This is a genomic window from Dyella japonica A8, assembly GCF_000725385.1.
GTDB classification, from domain to species: Bacteria; Pseudomonadota; Gammaproteobacteria; order Xanthomonadales; family Rhodanobacteraceae; genus Dyella; species Dyella japonica_C.
Map to the genome: position 1 here is coordinate 3,370,594 of NZ_CP008884.1, position 18,077 is coordinate 3,388,670.

Here is an 18,077-nt window from a genome sequence, read left to right on the forward strand (position 1 = left end):
GGCTTCCGGTCCAGCTTTACTTATCCACCTTCAATACGGCAAGGAACGCTTCCTGCGGAATTTCCACGCGACCCACCTGCTTCATGCGCTTCTTGCCTTCCTTCTGCTTCTCCAGCAGCTTCTTCTTTCGGCTCACGTCACCGCCGTAGCACTTGGCCAGCACGTTCTTGCGCAGCGCCTTCACGGTGGAACGGGCCACGATCTGGGCGCCGATGGCCGCCTGGATCGCCACGTCGAACTGCTGGCGCGGGATCAGGTCCTTCATGCGCTCCACCAGGTCGCGGCCGCGGCGCTCGGCATGGATGCGGTGCACGATCAGGCTCAGCGCGTCCACGCGATCGCCGTTGATGAGCACGTCGACGCGCACGAACGGACCGGCCTCGAAGCGCTCGAAGTGATAGTCCATCGAGGCATAGCCGCGCGACACCGACTTCAGCCGATCGAAGAAATCGAGCACCACTTCCGCCAGCGGCATTTCATAGGTGATCTGCACCTGGGTGGCCAGGTACTGGATGGAGCGCTGCACGCCGCGCTTCTCTTCGCACAGCGTGATGATGTTGCCGATGTAATCGGGCGGCGTGAGGATGTTCGCGACAATGATGGGTTCGCGAATCTCGTTGATGAGGTTGGACGCCGGCAGCTTGGCCGGGTTGTCCAGCATCAGGATCGTGCCGTCGCTCCTCTCCACCTCGTAAACCACGGTAGGCGCGGTGGTGATGAGGTCGAGGTCGTATTCACGCTCCAGGCGCTCCTGCACGATCTCCATGTGCAGCATGCCGAGGAAGCCGCAGCGGAAGCCGAAGCCCATGGCCTCGGAGCTCTCCGGCTCGAAGAACAGCGCGGCGTCGTTGAGGCGCAGCTTGTCGAGCGCCTCGCGCAGCGCCGGGTAGTCGTCGGCGGAAACCGGGAACAGGCCCGCGAACACGCGCGGTTGCATGGTCTGGAAACCCGACAGCGGCTTCTCGGCGGGCTTGCCGGCGAGGGTCAGCGTGTCGCCCACGGGAGCGCCATGCACATCCTTGATCGACGCGGTGATCCAGCCCACTTCGCCCGGTGAAAGCTTGTCGAGCTTCTTGCGCTTGGGCGTGAACACGCCCACTTCGCTCACTTCGTGGGCGCGGCCGGTGGACATCACCAGCAGCTTGTCGCCCGGCTTGATCTCGCCCTGCACCACGCGCACCAGCGACACCACGCCAAGGTAGTTGTCGAACCACGAGTCGATGATCAGCGCCTGCAGGCGGTCGGTGTCGCCCACCTTCGGCGGCGGAATGCGCGCCACGATGGCTTCGAGCACCTCCACCACGTTCTGGCCCGTCTTGGCGCTCACCGCCACGGCGTCGGTGGCGTCGATGCCAATCACGGCCTCGATCTCACCCTTCACCTTTTCCGGATCGGCGGTGGGCAGGTCGATCTTGTTGAGGATGGGCACCACTTCCAGGCCCATCTCCACGGCGGTGTAGCAGTTGGCGACCGACTGCGCCTCGACGCCCTGCGCCGCATCCACCACCAGCAGCGCGCCTTCGCAGGCCGCCAGCGAGCGGCTGACTTCATAGGAGAAGTCGACGTGGCCCGGGGTGTCGATGAAGTTCAGCTGGTAGGTCTTGCCGTCGCGCGCCTTGTACGGCAGCGATACGGACTGGGCCTTGATGGTGATGCCGCGCTCGCGCTCGATCGGATTATTGTCGAGTACCTGCGCCTCCATCTCGCGCTCGGTCAGTCCGCCGCAGATCTGGATGATGCGGTCGGCCAGCGTGGACTTGCCGTGGTCGATATGGGCAATGATGGAGAAGTTTCGGATCAGTTCCATGGAGCACGCTAGCGGCGTTCACTGCTCAGCGCGGCGCGCAGGCAGCGCATGACCGGGATGGTCACACGAACCCGGCATTATCGCATGGAAACGGAAGTCTTCGGGCATTCCGGAGGAGATGGCCGCCAGCGGCAGGCCACAGGATCGGCACGCCCCTGGACGGGGCGCCACACGACCCTCCCTACACCCGGAACGACGGTAGCCCAAGCACCCGTCGTCCCGGCCACCCGGTCATCCTCTGCGACCGGGTTACGGCAAGATCACGGCCCGCAGCACTGCCATTCGCCGCAGGCCATGACCTTACTCGTCCTTGCCACCAGGCACGGTAAGCCCGATGAAACCGCTCTGGTCACCATGACGGACCAGCAGCAGCACCGTATCTCCCGGCTTGGCATCCTTGGTGGCATCGTGGAAGGCAGCGGCGCTGCCCACCTTCTTCTGGTTGACCATCAGGACCACGTCACCCGGCTGCAAGCCGGCGCGGGCGGCGGCCGAGCCGGTCACGTTGCTGATGCCCACACCCTCGCCCGCCTTGAGGCCGAGCTGCTGACGGGTGTCGCTGTCCAGATCCTGAACCGCCAGCCCCAGTGCGCTGGCACCGGCACGGGCGGCAGGCTGGGCACTGTCATTGGAAGCCAGGGCGGCCTTCTGGTCGCGCGGCGTTTCAGCCACGGTGACCGCCACATTCTCCTTCTTGCCATCGCGCAGGATTTCCACGCTGGCCTTCGTGCCCGGTGGCGTCTGACCCACCAGCGGAGGCAGGTCGGCGCTCGAATTGATGGACTGGCCGTTGTAGGCAAGGATCACATCACCCGGACGGATGCCCGCCTTCTCGGCAGCACTGCCCTTGCTCACCTGGGTCACGGCGGCGCCGGTCGCATTGTCGAGCTTGAGCGCCTTGACCATGTCATCGGTGACCTGCTGCACCATCACGCCCAACTGGCCGCGGGAGACATAACCCTTTTCCTTGATCTGCTTGACCACGTTCATGGCCACGTCGATCGGAATGGAAAAGGCCACACCCTGGTAACCGCCGGTATTGGAATAGATCTGCGAATTGACGCCGACCACGCGCCCCTGCAGGTCGAACAGCGGGCCACCTGAATTGCCGCGATTGATCGGCACGTCGGTCTGGATGAACGAGGTGTACGGCTGATCCTGGCTACCCAGGTTGCGCCCCACGGCACTGACGATGCCCTGCGTCACGGTGTAGTCGAAGCCAAACGGCGAACCGATCGCCAGCACCCACTGACCAGGCTTGAGCGAACGGGAGTCGCCAATGCTGACGGCGGGCAGGCCGCCCTTGGCGTCGACCTTCAGCAGCGCGATGTCGTACTGCGGATCGCTGCCGACCACCTTGGCGGTCAGCACGCGACGGTCCTGCAGGCGCACCGTGACCGTGTCGGCGCCACCCACTACATGCGTGTTGGTGAGCACGTAACCATCGGGCGAGATGATGAAGCCGGAGCCGAGCGAGGTGCGTTGCTGCTCTTCCGGCGAGGGCATCATCGGCATACCGAAGAATCGCCGGAAGATGTCCTGCGGATCATCGCTGTCGTCGTCGCCCGGCGCGCCGGGCATGGCGCGCGAACCCGCCCGGGCCTTCGGCTGCTTCTTGCCGCTGGACTTGGCCTCCACGTGCACGACTGCCGGCGCGTTCTTCTGCACGATGCCGGTGAAATCGGGCAATCCGGACATCGCGGGCGCCGCGGCCTGCGCCTGCACGCCACCGACCAGCGCCAGACTCATCACCAGGGCACACGACAGCGTACGCAAAGCAAGTCGATTCATGCACGTCTCCTTCAACGCTTCAGACACACCAAGACCGCCCGCGTGACGGGCGGGCCTGGACGGATGACTGGGGAACAACCAGGCCGCGGCAAGCACACACGGCCATGGATCATTGTGGATCGGCGGCTGCCTGCGAGGGCTGCTGATCGGGGTGGATCAACAGCAGGTACCGGCCATCGCCATTGCTGACCGCCGGGTAGCGGGCCACCCGGTACGGGGTCAGGCTGTTGCTGGAGTACAGCAAGGTGCTGTTGTCACCCTCCAGCGTGGCCGAGGCCTGCTGGCTGATCTTGTAGGGAACTTCGGAATAGACATTGAGGCCGGGCGGCGCCACGGCGGGCGACTCCGAGCGGCTCGCCTGTGCGGTGCTGCTTTCCAGGGTCGTGGCCGTCGGGGCCGATGCCATCCGTGCCGCGGGGTGGTCCGCACCCTGCCCGGCCGGCTGCGCCACCATCAGCGCTGCCACGGCGACGCCGGCAGCGATGGCGCCACCCGCCGACCAGTGCAGCCAATGCCGGCGCTTGCCACGCTGGGCCACCACGCCCTCCTGCTCGATGGCCAGCATCACCCGGGAGGCGAAGCCATCGGAGGCCAGTGGGGACAGCTCATGACGCAGGCCGTCCCGGGCCACGTGATAGCGCGACCATGCCTGCTGGAGCGAGGCATCGTGGTCGAGCCGGCGCAACAGAAAGCGCAGCTCTTCCTTCGACAACTCGCCGTCCATGCCGGCGGAAAGGTTTTCGCGTTGATTATCAGTCATGGGTTCTTGCCCTCGCGGTCCGACAGGAGTGGCCGCAATTTCTCATCGATAGCTTCGCGCGCCCGAAAAATACGTGAACGTACCGTACCGATCGGACAACCCATCGCCTCGGCGATTTCCTCGTAACTGAGGCCGTCCACTTCACGCAAGGTGATCGCGGTCCGCAATTCCTCAGGCAGCCCTTGGACAGTGGAAAACACCGTTTGTTCAATTTCCTGTCGCATGAGTTCGCGCTCGGGGGTGGCGCTCTCGTGCATGCGGTCCGCACCGGGCACGAAAGCGGCATCGTCGATGGCGATGTCGTCGGCGGGCGGGCGGCGCCCCAGGGCCACCAGATGGTTCTTGGCCGTGTTCACCGCAATTTTGTACAGCCAGGTATAGAAAGCGCTCTCGCCACGGAAGGACCCGATGGCCCGCCAGGCGCGGATAAAGGCCTCCTGGGCCACGTCTTCACATTCGGCGTAATTCTTCACATAGCGGGAAACCAGGCCCACGACCTTGTGCTGGTACTTGCGCACCAGCACATCGAAGGCCCGTTTGTCCCCCTGTTGGACGCGCTCGACCAGCGCACTGTCCAGTTCGTTTTCGCCCATCCGGGCCATCTCCTTCGTCGATGCTGCCACGCGCCCCGGGATGCCTTGAGGATGGAAGCGGACTGCTCAGACAAGAACGACGCGTTCTAGTTCAGCAAGCTTCATCCCGGGACGGCAAGTGCGCCTGCGGCGCCACCGATGGTGGAAACGCACGGGTGCCCACATGGCGCACCTGACATGGCGAACGGGCCACCACCACCCCAGGCGCGCGGCCCACGGGCGCATCAGGCGCCCTTCCCTAGAAGTATGGGGGCCAGCGCGGCCCATGCAAGTCAGGCTGCAGTATCGCCGATCCCGGCGAGCAGGCGCTGGCGTTCGAGCAGCAGCTTTTCGAAGGCCGGCTGCGGCAGCGGGCGGCAGAACAGGTAGCCCTGCAACTCGTCGCAATGGTTGGCGCGCAGGAACTCCATGTGCTGTTCGGTCTCCACGCCTTCGGCCACCACGCCCCGCTTCAGGCGGTGCGCCATCTCGATGGTGGCGCGCACGATGGCCTCGTCGTCCGGATCCACGCCGATGTTCCTGACGAAGCTCTGATCGATCTTGATGCGCTCGGCCGGCAGCTTGCGCAGGTAGTCCAGCGAGGCGGCCCCGGTGCCGAAGTCGTCGATGGCGATGCGCACGCCCAGGCGATGCAGGCCCTGCAGGTTCTCCACCAGGTTGGGCGCCGCCTTGATACTGATGCTCTCGGTGATCTCCATCTCGAGCAGGTTGGCGTCCAGCCCGCTCTCGTCGAGCGCCGCGGCCACCACCTCCAGCAGGTTCGGCTGCATCAGCTGCACGGCGGACAGGTTCACGCCCAGGCGCAAACCCAGGCCGAACCGGCGCTCCCATTCCTGGGCATGCCGGCACGCCGCGCGCAACACCCACTCGCCGATGGAAACGATCAGGCCGGTTTCCTCGGCCAGCGGAATGAAGAACCCGGGGCCGATGAAGCCCAGCTCGGGATGCTCCCAGCGCACCAGCGCCTCCATCCCCACGATGTCTTCGGTGACGGCATCCACCTGGGGCTGATAGAACACGCGCAGCTCGCCCTTGTGCTCGGCGTGCCGCAGGCCGGACTTCAGGGCAAGGTTCTGCTGCTGGGACTGCTCGGCGCTGCCTTCGAAGATCTGGTAGTTGTTGCGGCCCAGGCTCTTGGCCGCATACATCGCCTCGTCCGCGTGCTTGAGCAGGATGTCGGCGTCAGGCGCATCGTCGGGGAAGAAGCTCACACCGATGGAGGCGGTGACCTGCAGCTCGGTGCCATCGTCGATGCGCAACGGCGCGCCCATCACCTGCACGATCTTTTCGGCGATGCGCAACACGTCCTCGTTCTTGACGATATGCCGCAGGATGACCACAAACTCATCGCCGGCGTAGCGCGCCACGGTATCGGACGAGCGCACAGTGCCGCGCAGTCGCTGCGTGGTGGTGAGCAGCACCTGATCGCCCACGGCATGGCCGAGCGTATCGTTGATGGTCTTGAAGCGGTCAAGGTCGACGAACAGCAAGGCGAAGCACTCGCCGGTGCGGTTGGCTTCGCGGATGACCGTATCGAGGCGGTCGTTGAACAGCAGGCGATTGGGCAAGCCCGTCAGCGCATCGAGCAGGCCCTCGGCACGCCCCTGCTCACGCGTGTGCCGCAATTCGAGCGCGTGGCCGAATCGCGATGCCGCACAGCGCAGCACGGGTTGCACGATGGCCAGCGAAGGCAGCGGCTGACGGGTGCCGATCAGCAGCGCACCCAGCACGGTGCGGCGTTCATCCTGCAAGGGCCAGCCGGCAAAGCCGGCAAGGCCGAGCTGGGCCAGCAGCGGGTCCATCGGCGCCAGTCGTGCCGCGTCCGCCTGGTGCAGCATGGCCTGCCCCGACAACACGAGCCGCAACGAACTCTGCAGATGCGGCCCCGGCCACAGCTGCTCGTCGCCGCGCCAGTACTGCACCAGCTGCACAGGGGCGCCGCCCTCATCGGGGCGGGCTGCCCATACAGCCACGTAATCCAGACCCATTTCCTCGTACAGCAGGCGGGCGGCCTCGGCGATTCCTTCGTCGCCACTGCCGGAACCGAACATGCGCGCGAGCATGGCCAGCGCCACTTCGGCCCGTGCACTGGCGCGGTCGCTGCGGAACATCAGCGCAACGGCGTCTTTGCCGGCATGGCGCACGGCGCGCGCACTGGCTTCGCCCGAATCCGCGCCGCGCGACGAGCGACGCCGCCCCGCGTGCCACTGGCGCGAACCTTCGGCAATCACCTGCTCGACCGTTCCGTCGGTGACGGCCAGGAGCTCCTTGACGGGGCGCCCTCGCAGTTCGTGGTCACCCAGCCCACTGTTGCGCGCAACTGCCGGGCTGTAATCGACCAGCCGGCCGCGGGCCGGGTCGACAATCAGCCACTCGGCATCCACCTCGTCAAAGGCGAACCGATAATCACCACCGCCCGGCCCCGATGCATCGCCGTCCGCCTCGGAACGCGCCGACATGCGATGCACGCGCTGCCAGCGGGAGAGAAGTTCGTGCTCGATCTGCGAGGCATACAGCCAGTCGGCGATGCCGGCCGGCAGCACGTTCGGCCGGAGCACGGCATCGTCGTCCAGCACGGCGAGGATCGGCGCACCGACGCAGGCAGGCACGCCGCGCAGCACCTCGATGCCCGCCATGCCGTCGCGGCCATCGCCATCGAAGACGATGACGATCAGCGCCAACGGCGGCCGGCCCTCCAGCAGGATGCCGGCGTGCGTGACATCGCGCGCAGAGTGCACGACGAAATGCCCGTCACGATCAAAGGTATCGAACAGGGCCCGGCGCAGCTCACGCTGTGCCGCAACAACGAGGATGCCGGCAGGACTGGCCATGTCAGAGCATCCAGCGGCCGTCGCGCAGACGCGGGCGCTGCGCCGGCTTGGGCTGGCAACTCAGGCGCACCAGCACATCGTTGAAGCTCGCCACCAGCGATTCCGCGGGATCGAGCAGGACAACGCGGCGAATGTGCCCGGTGGTGGCGCGTGCCAGCTGACGCAACAGGGTCGCATCCGCCATGGGCAGCGGCATGGGCAGCCCCTGCAGCAGGTAGATGCCGAAATGATTGCTCTGAAGCATGTAGCGCAAGGCGATATTGAGTCGCTGCGAACCGGGTAGCGCGACGTGTTCCTCGCGCAGGTTGCCCAGACCCAGCTCCGGATTCCACAGATAGACGGCCTGGCCGCTACGGCGAACCAGGGGGCGCAGCTCGGCGACCAGGCCAACCGCCTCGCCACCCTCGAGGGCGATCAGGTTGCTCCGGGCAGCCAGGATGCGCTCGAGGATGTCGGCGCCGGTCTGGACGGGACTGGCAGGGGGGGCGATCGACGTATTCATGCCGGACTAAATTACGTGTTCCAAGGGACTTCGCAAAGGGCGGAGCCAAGCCTCGCCGGAAACCGGCCTGCGTTTCATGCGGCAGCGCACAGCTCGCGTTTTTACGGGGCGTTCATCCAGGCCTGGAAGCCCCTTTTCCCCGTCTCGCAATCCTCGCTACGGGAGGGTATGGTGCATGGCTTCGTGGCCATATTTCCTACCCCCATGTTCGAAGGATTGCGCTTCAATCATTGGAAGACGAGCCTGGATGACAGCGGCATCGTCACCCTGTCCCTCGACCGGGCCGGCAGCAACGTCAACGCCATTTCCCGCGACGTGCTGGACGAGCTGGGCCAGATCGTCGAGCGCCTGGCCATTGAAAAGCCGGCCGGCGTGCTGATCCACTCGGCCAAGCCTTTTGGCTTTGCCGTGGGCGCCGACATCAAGGAATTCGTCACCTATGCCCAGCAGGGCACGGTGCTGGAGAACATCGAAAACGGCCAGCGCGTCTACGAATCGCTGGCCCGCCTTCCCTGTCCCACCGTGGCGGCCATCCACGGCGCCTGCATGGGCGGCGGCACGGAACTGATCCTGGCGTGTCGCCAGCGCATTGCCGCGGACGACGACAAGACCCGGATTGGCCTGCCCGAAGTCATGCTGGGCATCCATCCCGGCTGGGGCGGCACGGCCCGTCTGCCGCGCCTTATCGGCGCCACTGACGCGCTGCCGGTCATGCTGACCGGCAAAGCCTTGTCCGCCAAGCGCGCGCTGGCGCTGGGAGTGGTTGACCGGCTGGCACCGCCGGCCGAGTTGCTTGCGGAAGCGCGCGCCCTGCTGCGCCGCCCGCACGCCCGTCCGTTCGCCCTGCGGGCCAAGGCCTGGGCAAGCAATACCTGGCTGGCACGGCAGATCCTCGCGCCCATGGTCATCAAGCAGACGGCAGCCAAGGTACGCAAGGAGCATTACCCTGCCCCGTTCGCCCTGATCGACGTCTGGAAGCGTGGCAGTTCCAGCATCCAGCAGCGCCTCAAGCTGGAGGCACGCTCGGTGGCCAAACTGGCCGAAACCTCCACGGCGCAGAACCTCATCCGCATCTTCTTCCTGCAGGAACGCCTGAAGGGTCAGGGCAGCGGCATCGACCACGGCATCAAGCACGTGCATGTCGTGGGCGCTGGCGTGATGGGTGGCGACATTGCCGCCTGGGCCGCGCTCAAGGGCTTCGAGGTGACTCTGCAGGATCGCGAGATGAAGTTCATCCAGCCCGCGCTGGATCGCGCCCGCGAGCTGTACGAAAAAAAGCTCAAGACCGCCGACAAGGTGGAAGCCACGGCCCGCCGCCTGCGCGCGGACGTCGAGGGCAAGGGCGTGGCCACAGCCGACCTCGCCATCGAAGCGATCTTCGAGAACGCTGACGCGAAGAAGGCGCTGTACGCCACCATCGAGCCGCAGTTCCAGTCCAACGAACTGCTTGCCACCAACACCTCGAGCATTCCGCTGGACGAGCTTCGCGTGGGCCTGAAGGCGCCGCAGCGATTCCTCGGCCTGCACTTCTTCAACCCGGTGGCGCAGATGCCGCTGGTGGAAGTGGTGCGCCACGATCAACTGGACGCCGACGCCGAAAAGCGCGCCCTCGCCTTCTGCAAGGCCATCGGCAAGCTGCCCGTGGCCGTGAAGGGCACGCCGGGTTTCCTGGTCAATCGCATCCTGATGCCCTACCTGCTGGAAGCCATGCGCCTCTACAGCGAAGGCGTGCCGGGCCCCGTGCTCGACAGGGAGGCCAAGAAGTTCGGCATGCCGATGGGACCGATCGAACTGGCCGACACGGTGGGGCTGGACGTATGCGCCTCGGTCGGCAAGGAACTCGCCCCTTTCCTTGGCCTGGAGCTGCCGCCCGGCCTCGAAGACAAGCTTGCCGCCGGCAAGCGTGGCAAGAAGGATGGCCAGGGCATCTACGTGTGGCAGGACGGCAAGCCGCAGAAGCCGGAGGTCGACCCCGACTACGCCGTGCCTGCCGATCTGCAGGACCGCATGATCCTCCCCATGGTCAACGAGGCTGTCGCCTGCCTTGCCGACAACGTGGTCGATGATGCCGAACTGCTCGATGCCGGCGTGATCTTCGGCACCGGCTTCGCGCCGTTTCGTGGCGGCCCGATCCAGTACGTGCGCAGCGAAGGTGCCACCGTCGTCAAGGGCAAGCTGGAGCGTCTCGCCCAGCGTTACGGCGAGCGCTTTGCCCCGAAGAGCGACTGGGATCTGCCAACGCTGACCAAGAGTGGTTTCGACCTGCCAACCACCGAGCCCCAGGACGCCGGCGTGGAAGCCTGATCGTTTCCCGTTGCTCCATGAAAAACGCCCGGCACATGCCGGGCGTTTTCGTTGGAGCGCTCAATGGATCGCGCTTACCACATCAGGTCATCGGGCACGCCATCTTCGCCGACACTACCCTCGCTGCCGGGGGTGACCAGCAAGGCGATCTGGTTCGGGTCGATGGCACTGACCTGCTCGGCCAGCTCGCGAGTCACCACCAGATAACGCCCCTGTTGCTGCACCACGCCCAGCTCGCCGGCATTGATCGCCTTGAGCTGATCAGCATCCACGTGTACGCGGCGAATCTTGCCGCCGTATTCGAAGTGGCGGACATGGTCGACGTCCGGCTTGTTCAACGTCTTGCCCTCCAGCAACTGCTGGATCTTCAACTTGCGCTCTCGGCGCACACGCGCCTCTTCGGCGGCGGCCTGCTCGGCGCGCTTGCGCTCGTTGGCCTCGGTCTGTGCGCGGATCGCGTAAGCCTTGGCCAGATCGATCTCGTCCTGGCTCTTGCCACTGCCCTTGCCGGCAAATGACTGGCCCTGGGGCTTGTGTTGCCCAGGCTTGCCGCCCTTGGACGGTGAGCCGCCATGGCGCTGCGGGAAGGGCTTACCCCCCTGCGGCGCCGACGGACGCTTTTCTTCGCGGACCTGTTTGACGATACCGCTCTTGAGCAGTTGATCGCGCAGGGATTCGGCCATGGTTGAAACTCGCTTGCGTCGTGCTGATACGGAAGGTGGCAATCAATAATGCGGCGGCGGCGGTTCGCTGTGCGGATCGTGCCCTTGCGACGTGCGCAGCGCGGACAGCTCGCTGCGCAACCCGCGAATGACATCTTCCAGCGCCGCGAGCCGCATGGACAGTTCGGCATCGGCGGAGGCCAGCGCGTTCACCGTATCGTCGATGAAGGTAAGCCGCACTTCCAGTTCCGTCAGGCGTTGCTGGAGGGAATCGTCAGCCATGCTCACTGCCTCAGACTACGGCCGCGGCCGATGCCGTAATACGCCAGGCCGGCTTCTTCCACGGCGGCGGGGTCGTAAAGATTACGACCATCGAACACGGCCGGCTCGGCGAGCAGGCTGCGGATGCGCACGAAGTCCGGGCTGCGGAAGGCCTTCCACTCCGTCACGATGGCCAGCACATCGGCCCCGTCCAGCGCCTGGTAGGCACCCTCGCATAGCACCAGGTCGCCACGATCGCCATAGATGCGATGCGTTTCGTGGCGTGCCTCCGGATCGAACGCGCGAACCTTGGCGCCTGCTGCCCACAAAGCCTCCATCAGGTTGCGGCTCGAGGCTTCGCGCATGTCGTCGGTGTTCGGCTTGAACGCAAGCCCCCACAGGGCAATCGTCTTGCCCGCGAGCTGGCCATCGAAGTGACGCGAGATCAGTTCGAACAGCTTGGTCTTCTGGTCGTGGTTCACGGACTCGACCGCGCCCAGCAGGCGTGCGTCATAACCGACGCCACGCGCCGTGCGCTCAAGCGCCTGCACGTCCTTCGGGAAGCAGGAGCCACCGTAGCCGGCGCCCGGATAGATGAAGTGATAGCCAATGCGCGGGTCCGAACCGATGCCCTGACGCACCAGCTCCACGTCCGCGCCCACGCGCTCGGCGATATTGGCGATCTCATTCATGAAGCTGATCTTGGTGGCCAGCATGGCGTTGGCCGCGTACTTGGTCAGCTCGGCAGAGCGCTCGTCCATGACCACGGTGCGGTCGTGATTGCGATTGAACGGCGCGTACAGCTTGCGCAGCACACCGATGGCGCGATCGCTGGAGCTGCCGATGATGATGCGGTCGGGACGCAGGCAGTCTTCCACCGCGTCACCTTCTTTCAGGAATTCCGGATTGGACACCACGTCGAACTCGACCGATACGCCCCGCTTGGCAAGCTCACTAGCGATCGCCTCGCGCACGCGATCAGCCGTGCCGACCGGTACGGTCGACTTGTTCACCACCACGGTGTAACGGTCCATGTGCGCGCCAATGGTGCGCGCCACGCCAAGCACGTACTTCAGGTCCGCGCTGCCGTCTTCGTCCGGCGGCGTGCCCACCGCGATGAACACCACCTGCCCGTGTGCAATGGCAGGCGCCGGCTCGATGGTGAAATCCAGCTGCCCGCTGGCATGGTTCCGCTTGACGATGGGCTCCAGCCCCGGCTCATAGATCGGGATCTCGCCGTTTCTGAGGCGCTCGACCTTGCCCGCGTCGATATCAACGCAGACAACGTGGTTGCCCATTTCAGCCAGGCAGGCACCGGTGACCAGACCCACATACCCGGTACCGAAGATCGTGACCTTCATTGTCGCGGAAACTCCCAGAGGCAAGGCGACAGATTCTAACAGGCCGGATATGACGCGGAACGCCGCGGGCGTTCCCGGCCCCACGCCAGCCGGCGCCACAAAAGATACGGGGCGCGAATTGCTTCGCGCCCCGTATGTGCTTCAGCAGCTTTCCAGCGATTACTTCGCGCCGCCAGCCTGCTCGCCAGCCGGCGTCGGGCCGGTCTTGACCAGGGTGACGTCGAAGATGATCGTCGAGTTCGGCGGGAAGCCGTTCTGCGGCTGCGCACCGTAGGCGATGTTCGCCGGGATGAAGAACTTGTAGTGGCCGCCGACCTGCATCAGCTGCATGCCTTCGCGGAAGCCCGGGATCACGCCAGCGAGCGGGATGGAGGCAGCGCCGCCGCCTTCATGCTTGGACGAATCGTCGAACGTCTCGCCGTTGACGAACGTACCGACGTAATTCACCTGCACGGTGTCGTTCGGACCCGGACGGGCGCCGGTACCCTGGCTGATCACCTGGTACTGCAGGCCCGAAGCGGTGGACTTCACGCCCGGAGCGGTCTTGTTCTTGGCCAGGAAAGCAGCGCCTTCGGACTGGTTCTTGGCAGCGACCTGGGTGTATTCGGCCTTGGCCTTCGCCTGGAGGTTGGCGACGAATGCGTCACGCACCTGCTTGGCTTCGGCTTCGCTCATGGTCGGCTTCTGGCCGGACAGGGCGGACTGCAGGGCGCGGGCCACGGTGGCCGGATCCACTTCCTCGCGAACCAGCGGCGGCAGCGAGCTGGCCAGGTCCCAGCCGACCACGTAGCTGGCCTTGGTCTTGTCGACCGCAGCCGGGGCGGCCGTAGCGGGGGCGGCGGACTTCGCAGCCTGTGCGTGCACGCCAGCGGTCATGCCCAGAGCAACAGCGAGCGCGGCCGCCGTCAGCGTGGGACGCAGAAAATGCTTCATGTGGAACTCCCTCGTATTTGGATATGCCGGCGCTACCGGACTACGCCCCCCCGATGGAGGCAGGCCCCGCATTGTGCGGTGCTTACTGAGTCTTGGCAACGATGGTGGGCCTGTGACCGTCAGTCCTGATTAAAAGTTCACGATTCAGGCCAAAAACGCGGTTTTTTACGAATCCTGCACGCTGCGTGAGCTACCGCCGATCACCGCCGTCAGGCATGACCGTCATCCGAACGCCCCGGTTTATCCAGCGTGTCACGCAGCGCCGCCTGCAGGCGGGCATGCACCTGCACCAGGCCACGCCACAGCAGCCAGGCCAACAAAAGCAGTACAAGCACCAGCACGATGGCGACTTCCCGCGGCGGCAGGATGGTCGATGCCAATGCGGCCACCAGCAACCCCAGCACCCACATCGCCGCCAGCGGAATGAAGCGCGCCAGCACGCTGCGGATGCGCATGTTGTAGGCGCCGCCGATGCGCTCGGGGATGCTTAGCTCGGCCAGCAGCATGCCCAGCGCCGAGGCCTTGCGATAGGCCGCGACGATCATCGGCAAAGAGATGAGCGCCGCGATGGACCACGCCAGGCTGCGCTTGACCTGCGGGCGGTCCGCCAGGACATCCCAGTGGAAGAAGCCACGCCGATACAGGTAGGACATGATCAGGAAAGCCGCCACGACCAGCATCATGTTGATGATCACGTGCCAGACCAGGCGCCGGATCATCTTGGCCACGATGGCACCCTGCCCGCCCAGGCTCAGGTTGCCCATCCAGTCGGTATAGGCCCCTAGCATGCTGGTCAGCCCGCCCGGCAGGCGCCGTGCCAGCGTGCCGGCCAGCGGGTCCGATGCGCGGATGAGATAAGGCGTCAAAAAGGTCGTGATGGCGGACACGGCGACCGCCACCGGATACAGGAAGCCACTGGTCACCTTCAGCGTGAGGCCCAGCGACGCGATGACGAACGAAAACTCACCGATCTGCGCCAGCCCCATGCCGACGCGCAGCGAGGTGCGGCCGTCGTTGCCCGCCACGAAGGTTCCGAAGCTGCAGGTGATCACCTTGCCCGCCACCACGACAATGGTGACCACCAGAATGGGCAACCAGTACTGCTTGAGCATGGCCGGGTCGATCAGCATGCCGATGGCGACGAAGAAGATGGCGCTGAACATGTCGCGCACCGGCCCGATGATGCGCTCGATCCGCATCACGCTCTGCGACTCCCCCACGATCGCGCCGATCATGAAGGCGCCCAGTGCCACGCTGTAGCCCATCTCGGTCACCAGCAGGCAGAAGCCGAAACACAGGCCCAGCACCGCCACGAGCAGCACGTCATCGCGACTCACCCGCGCGATGTAGTCGACCACGCGGGGCACCAGCAGCAACCCGACCACCAGCGACACCGCCATGAAAAGCGTCAGGCGCCCCACCGCAGCCATCGCCTCGCCAGCCTCCAGGCCACCGGTGCTCGCGATGCCTGTGAGCAGCGCCATCAGGACAATGGCGATCACGTCCTCGATAATCAGGATGCCGAACATCAATTGCGCAAAACGCTCACGCTTGAGGTCCAGATCATCCAGGGCCTTCATGATGATGGTGGTCGAGGACATCGACAGCATGGCGCCGAGGAACAAGGCGTCCATCGGGCTCCAGCCGAAGAAACGACCGATCTCGTAGCCCAGCCACAACATCAAAACGATTTCGCAGACCGCCGCGACCAGTGCCGCGCCACCCACCTCGCGCAGCTTTTTCAGGCTGAATTCCAGGCCGAGGGCAAACAGCAAGAGGATCATGCCGAGCTCGGACAGCGTGCGGATCGTCTGCTCGTCGCGGATGAAAACCACCGGAAACGTATAAGGCCCAACCAGCACGCCGGCGATGATGTATCCGAGAACCACTGGCTGACGTAGCCGCTGGAAAATCACCGTCGTCAGGCCCGCGATCAACATGACGGTCGCGAGATCCTGGATGAAGTGCAGATCGTGCATCAATGAAATCCGTAGGGACGTCCCGCAAGACTAGCAATCGCACGCGCGATACACAGCCCTACACAGTGAAGTTGATCATTCGCTCGCCACAACGGCGGTTTGGACGATTGCCGACGTCACGTCGATGCTCACGTAACTACTTGTTGTGATTCATTCGTGAAAGAAAGTTGAAAAATATTCACACTGAACGCTTGACGAAATCGCGATCCCTATCTATTCTTTCGGGCTTCCAGAGGCACACGGGGCCATAGCTCAGCTGGGAGAGCGCCTGCATGGCATGCAGGAGGTCGGCGGTTCGATCCCGCCTGGCTCCACCAAATTTAGATACGTCCCCATCGTCTAGAGGCCTAGGACATCACCCTTTCACGGTGGCGACCGGGGTTCGAATCCCCGTGGGGACGCCATTCTAAAGCCAAGCCGGTTTCCGGCGAAGCGGTCAGGATGGTCAAGGATGAAATCTAAACAGGTGTAGTGCTGGAAGCTGTAAAGATGTGGAGCGGTAGTTCAGTCGGTTAGAATGCTGGCCTGTCACGCCGGAGGTCGCGGGTTCGAGTCCCGTCCGCTCCGCCACTTTACGAAGAGCCCGCCAATTGGCGGGTTTTTTGTTGCCTGAAGGAAAATCAGCCGGTCCTTCATTCCTGTAGAAACGCACCCTGCGCGCGTCAGGTCCTCACGGGCATTGCGGAATGACCACCGCGGATCGCCGCGGCCGGGCCCAGGAGGCTCCTACAGGGGTTCGTTAGGAGGCTCCTGCAAGGCCTCATCCGGCGACTGGTGATCCTCCAGTCGCTCCAGCGTCCCTTTTGAATGCCCCTGCTCCGCCAGGTATTCCAGCCAGCGGGAAAGAAACCCGTTCATGCGCAGGCGGTGTTGCAGCACGGTATGGGCGGGTGGAAACGGCCCGAGCACCTGCCACAGATGACGCCCTGGATGGCAGTGCAGCGCCTCGGCCACGTGGGCATCGGTGTACATGCGCAACTGCGCCGATGGCGAGGGCTGCCCCGTGTGCGCGTCGACGAAGTTGTAGGTGAGTTCGAGCTCCAGCGTATACGGGTGCCGCTCCTGCACCTGGAGCCGCACGTCCAGGCCATCGTCCACGCTGGACAGGTAGAACCCCGGTGGCAGCTCTTGCGGCGCGAACAGCCGGACCAGCCGATGGTAGTTCTCGGCGTAAAGCCCCATCAGGAAACCAAAGCGTCCCGGCAGCAAGGCTTGGCGACTGTCCAGTACGGCACTCATGGGCGGTGAAGACTCCTTAGAACATGGTTCGCTCGATACCGAAGCGGTCGAAGATCTTGCTCGCGATCTCCTCGATGGAGACGTGCGTGGTGTTGAGGCTGTGGATGCCCTCCCGACGCATCAGTTTCTCGGCCTGCGACAACTCCCACCGACACTGCTCCAGCGTGGCATAACGACTGCCGGCGCGACGCTGTTCCCGAATCTGCGCCAGCCGTTGCGGGTCGATGGTGAGACCGAACAGCCGATCCTTGTAGGGGCGCAGTCGCGCCGGCAATTCGAGTTTGTCCAGGTCGTCGTCGGTCAGGGGGTAATTGGCGGCGCTTACCCCGTAATGCAAGGCCATGTACAGGCAAGTGGGCGTCTTGCCGGAACGGGACACCCCTACCAGGATCAGGTCGGCCTGCGCGTAGTCCACGTCGATGCCGTCATCGTGGGAGAGCGCGTAGTTGGTGGCATTGATGCGGGCCTCGTACTTGTCGAAGTCCACCAGACCATGGGAACGGTTCACCGCCCCTGAACGCTTGGCGCCCAGCTCCTCTTCCAGCGGCCCGATGAAGGGCGCGAACACGTCCAGCATCAGCGCACCGCTCTCCGCCACGATCTCGCAGAGGTCGCGCGACGCCATGGTATTGACCACGATGGGCCGCTCACCGGTTTGCGCGTAGCGGGTCTTGATGCGCAGCGCCGCGGCCTCGGCTTTCTGGGCATCGTCGATGAAGGGAAGCCGGTGCTTGTCGAACTGCACCCCCTCGAACTGGGCCAGAATGCTGTTTCCGATCGTCTCGGCCGTAATACCAGTGGAATCGGAGATATAGAAAACGGTTCTCTGCATGGGTAATCCACAGTCCCTGATGGTTCTTGCCTTACACCTTAGCGCAACGTGAAAAACCTGTCTTTGCTTGACTCACGGCTGACTGGTATGCAGTTGGCGCGGGTTTTGGCCCGAATGGTCTTCTTGTGCTGCGCACCATCGACAGCGGACAATACCAGTTCTTTGTAGCCCGATTTCTTGAAGAAACCGGGACAGACACGTTTCTTAAAACCTAAGAGCTCT

General features: G+C 64.6%; 14 protein-coding genes and 3 tRNA genes. 4 read left to right on the forward strand and 13 right to left on the reverse strand.

Annotated elements, in window-relative coordinates:
* Positions 1-16: 16 nt before the first annotated feature.
* From lepA to HY57_RS14135, 6 genes are all read right to left on the reverse strand, one after another.
* Positions 17-1,807 (reverse strand): translation elongation factor 4, encoded by a 1,791-nt coding sequence (gene lepA, locus HY57_RS14110; RefSeq protein WP_019465930.1) that lies wholly within the window; start codon positions 1,805-1,807, stop codon positions 17-19.
* Between the two features lie 300 nt (positions 1,808-2,107).
* The gene (locus tag HY57_RS14115; protein ID WP_019465929.1) at positions 2,108-3,598 is read right to left on the reverse strand and encodes a DegQ family serine endoprotease; all 1,491 of its coding nucleotides are present in this window, start codon (positions 3,596-3,598) and stop codon (positions 2,108-2,110) included.
* Between the two features lie 109 nt (positions 3,599-3,707).
* Positions 3,708-4,358 (reverse strand): sigma-E factor negative regulatory protein, encoded by a 651-nt coding sequence (locus HY57_RS14120; protein ID WP_026034042.1) that lies wholly within the window; start codon positions 4,356-4,358, stop codon positions 3,708-3,710.
* On the reverse strand, positions 4,355-4,951 hold the full coding sequence (gene rpoE / locus HY57_RS14125) for an RNA polymerase sigma factor RpoE (RefSeq protein WP_019465928.1): 597 nt from the start codon (positions 4,949-4,951) through the stop codon (positions 4,355-4,357). Before rpoE ends, HY57_RS14120 begins: the two co-directional genes overlap by 4 nt.
* Before the next feature lie 272 nt (positions 4,952-5,223).
* On the reverse strand, positions 5,224-7,782 hold the full coding sequence (locus tag HY57_RS14130) for a putative bifunctional diguanylate cyclase/phosphodiesterase (RefSeq protein ID WP_019465927.1): 2,559 nt from the start codon (positions 7,780-7,782) through the stop codon (positions 5,224-5,226).
* Between the two features lies 1 nt (position 7,783).
* Positions 7,784-8,284, reverse strand: a complete 501-nt coding sequence (locus HY57_RS14135; protein ID WP_019465926.1) for a hypothetical protein — start codon at positions 8,282-8,284, stop codon at positions 7,784-7,786.
* 204 nt (positions 8,285-8,488) lie between these two features.
* Between HY57_RS14135 and HY57_RS14140 the strand changes: the two genes are divergently transcribed.
* Positions 8,489-10,588, forward strand: a complete 2,100-nt coding sequence (locus HY57_RS14140) for a 3-hydroxyacyl-CoA dehydrogenase NAD-binding domain-containing protein (protein ID WP_038581116.1) — start codon at positions 8,489-8,491, stop codon at positions 10,586-10,588.
* A gap of 74 nt (positions 10,589-10,662) precedes the next feature.
* Here HY57_RS14140 and HY57_RS14145 read toward each other — a convergent pair whose 3' ends face one another.
* The 5 genes from HY57_RS14145 to HY57_RS14165 form a co-directional block, all read right to left on the reverse strand.
* Complete coding sequence (locus tag HY57_RS14145; protein ID WP_019465924.1) at positions 10,663-11,271, reverse strand: DUF2058 domain-containing protein; 609 nt, start codon at positions 11,269-11,271, stop codon at positions 10,663-10,665.
* Positions 11,272-11,313: 42 nt separating this feature from the next.
* Positions 11,314-11,532 (reverse strand): SlyX family protein, encoded by a 219-nt coding sequence (locus HY57_RS14150; protein WP_019465923.1) that lies wholly within the window; start codon positions 11,530-11,532, stop codon positions 11,314-11,316.
* A gap of 2 nt (positions 11,533-11,534) precedes the next feature.
* Complete coding sequence (locus tag HY57_RS14155) at positions 11,535-12,872, reverse strand: UDP-glucose dehydrogenase family protein (RefSeq protein WP_019465922.1); 1,338 nt, start codon at positions 12,870-12,872, stop codon at positions 11,535-11,537.
* Positions 12,873-13,031: 159 nt separating this feature from the next.
* A complete protein-coding gene (locus HY57_RS14160) occupies positions 13,032-13,805 on the reverse strand; it encodes an FKBP-type peptidyl-prolyl cis-trans isomerase (protein ID WP_019465921.1) in 774 nt (257 codons plus the stop codon).
* A gap of 209 nt (positions 13,806-14,014) precedes the next feature.
* Positions 14,015-15,784, reverse strand: coding sequence for a cation:proton antiporter (locus HY57_RS14165; protein ID WP_019465920.1), 1,770 nt, complete (start codon positions 15,782-15,784; stop codon positions 14,015-14,017).
* Between the two features lie 241 nt (positions 15,785-16,025).
* Here HY57_RS14165 and HY57_RS14170 point away from each other — a divergent pair.
* The 3 genes from HY57_RS14170 to HY57_RS14180 all read left to right on the forward strand — a co-directional run bounded on the left by HY57_RS14170 (position 16,026) and on the right by HY57_RS14180 (position 16,354).
* Positions 16,026-16,101: transfer RNA gene (locus HY57_RS14170), tRNA-Ala, on the forward strand.
* A gap of 11 nt (positions 16,102-16,112) precedes the next feature.
* A tRNA-Glu gene (locus HY57_RS14175) sits at positions 16,113-16,188 on the forward strand.
* Between the two features lie 89 nt (positions 16,189-16,277).
* Positions 16,278-16,354 (forward strand) — tRNA-Asp (locus HY57_RS14180).
* A gap of 156 nt (positions 16,355-16,510) precedes the next feature.
* Here HY57_RS14180 and HY57_RS14185 read toward each other — a convergent pair.
* Together HY57_RS14185 and ppsR are read right to left on the reverse strand one after the other, a co-directional pair.
* A complete protein-coding gene (locus HY57_RS14185) occupies positions 16,511-17,023 on the reverse strand; it encodes a DUF1249 domain-containing protein (RefSeq protein ID WP_019465919.1) in 513 nt (170 codons plus the stop codon).
* 16 nt (positions 17,024-17,039) lie between these two features.
* Complete coding sequence (ppsR, locus tag HY57_RS14190; RefSeq protein WP_019465918.1) at positions 17,040-17,855, reverse strand: posphoenolpyruvate synthetase regulatory kinase/phosphorylase PpsR; 816 nt, start codon at positions 17,853-17,855, stop codon at positions 17,040-17,042.
* Between the last annotated feature and the right edge of the window lie 222 nt (positions 17,856-18,077).

Excerpts from the sequence above, each read along its gene's own strand:
- lepA (WP_019465930.1), bottom strand. The coding sequence starts at position 1,807 with ATGGAACTGATCCGAAACTTCTCCATCATTGCCCATATCGACCACGGC.
- HY57_RS14115 (WP_019465929.1), bottom strand. The coding sequence starts at position 3,598 with ATGAATCGACTTGCTTTGCGTACGCTGTCGTGTGCCCTGGTGATGAGT.
- HY57_RS14120 (WP_026034042.1), bottom strand. The coding sequence starts at position 4,358 with ATGACTGATAATCAACGCGAAAACCTTTCCGCCGGCATGGACGGCGAG.
- rpoE (WP_019465928.1), bottom strand. The coding sequence starts at position 4,951 with ATGGGCGAAAACGAACTGGACAGTGCGCTGGTCGAGCGCGTCCAACAG.
- HY57_RS14130 (WP_019465927.1), bottom strand. The coding sequence starts at position 7,782 with ATGGCCAGTCCTGCCGGCATCCTCGTTGTTGCGGCACAGCGTGAGCTG.
- HY57_RS14135 (WP_019465926.1), bottom strand. The coding sequence starts at position 8,284 with ATGAATACGTCGATCGCCCCCCCTGCCAGTCCCGTCCAGACCGGCGCC.
- HY57_RS14140 (WP_038581116.1), top strand. The coding sequence starts at position 8,489 with ATGTTCGAAGGATTGCGCTTCAATCATTGGAAGACGAGCCTGGATGAC.
- HY57_RS14145 (WP_019465924.1), bottom strand. The coding sequence starts at position 11,271 with ATGGCCGAATCCCTGCGCGATCAACTGCTCAAGAGCGGTATCGTCAAA.
- HY57_RS14150 (WP_019465923.1), bottom strand. The coding sequence starts at position 11,532 with ATGGCTGACGATTCCCTCCAGCAACGCCTGACGGAACTGGAAGTGCGG.
- HY57_RS14155 (WP_019465922.1), bottom strand. The coding sequence starts at position 12,872 with ATGAAGGTCACGATCTTCGGTACCGGGTATGTGGGTCTGGTCACCGGT.
- HY57_RS14160 (WP_019465921.1), bottom strand. The coding sequence starts at position 13,805 with ATGAAGCATTTTCTGCGTCCCACGCTGACGGCGGCCGCGCTCGCTGTT.
- HY57_RS14165 (WP_019465920.1), bottom strand. The coding sequence starts at position 15,784 with ATGCACGATCTGCACTTCATCCAGGATCTCGCGACCGTCATGTTGATC.
- HY57_RS14185 (WP_019465919.1), bottom strand. The coding sequence starts at position 17,023 with ATGAGTGCCGTACTGGACAGTCGCCAAGCCTTGCTGCCGGGACGCTTT.
- ppsR (WP_019465918.1), bottom strand. The coding sequence starts at position 17,855 with ATGCAGAGAACCGTTTTCTATATCTCCGATTCCACTGGTATTACGGCC.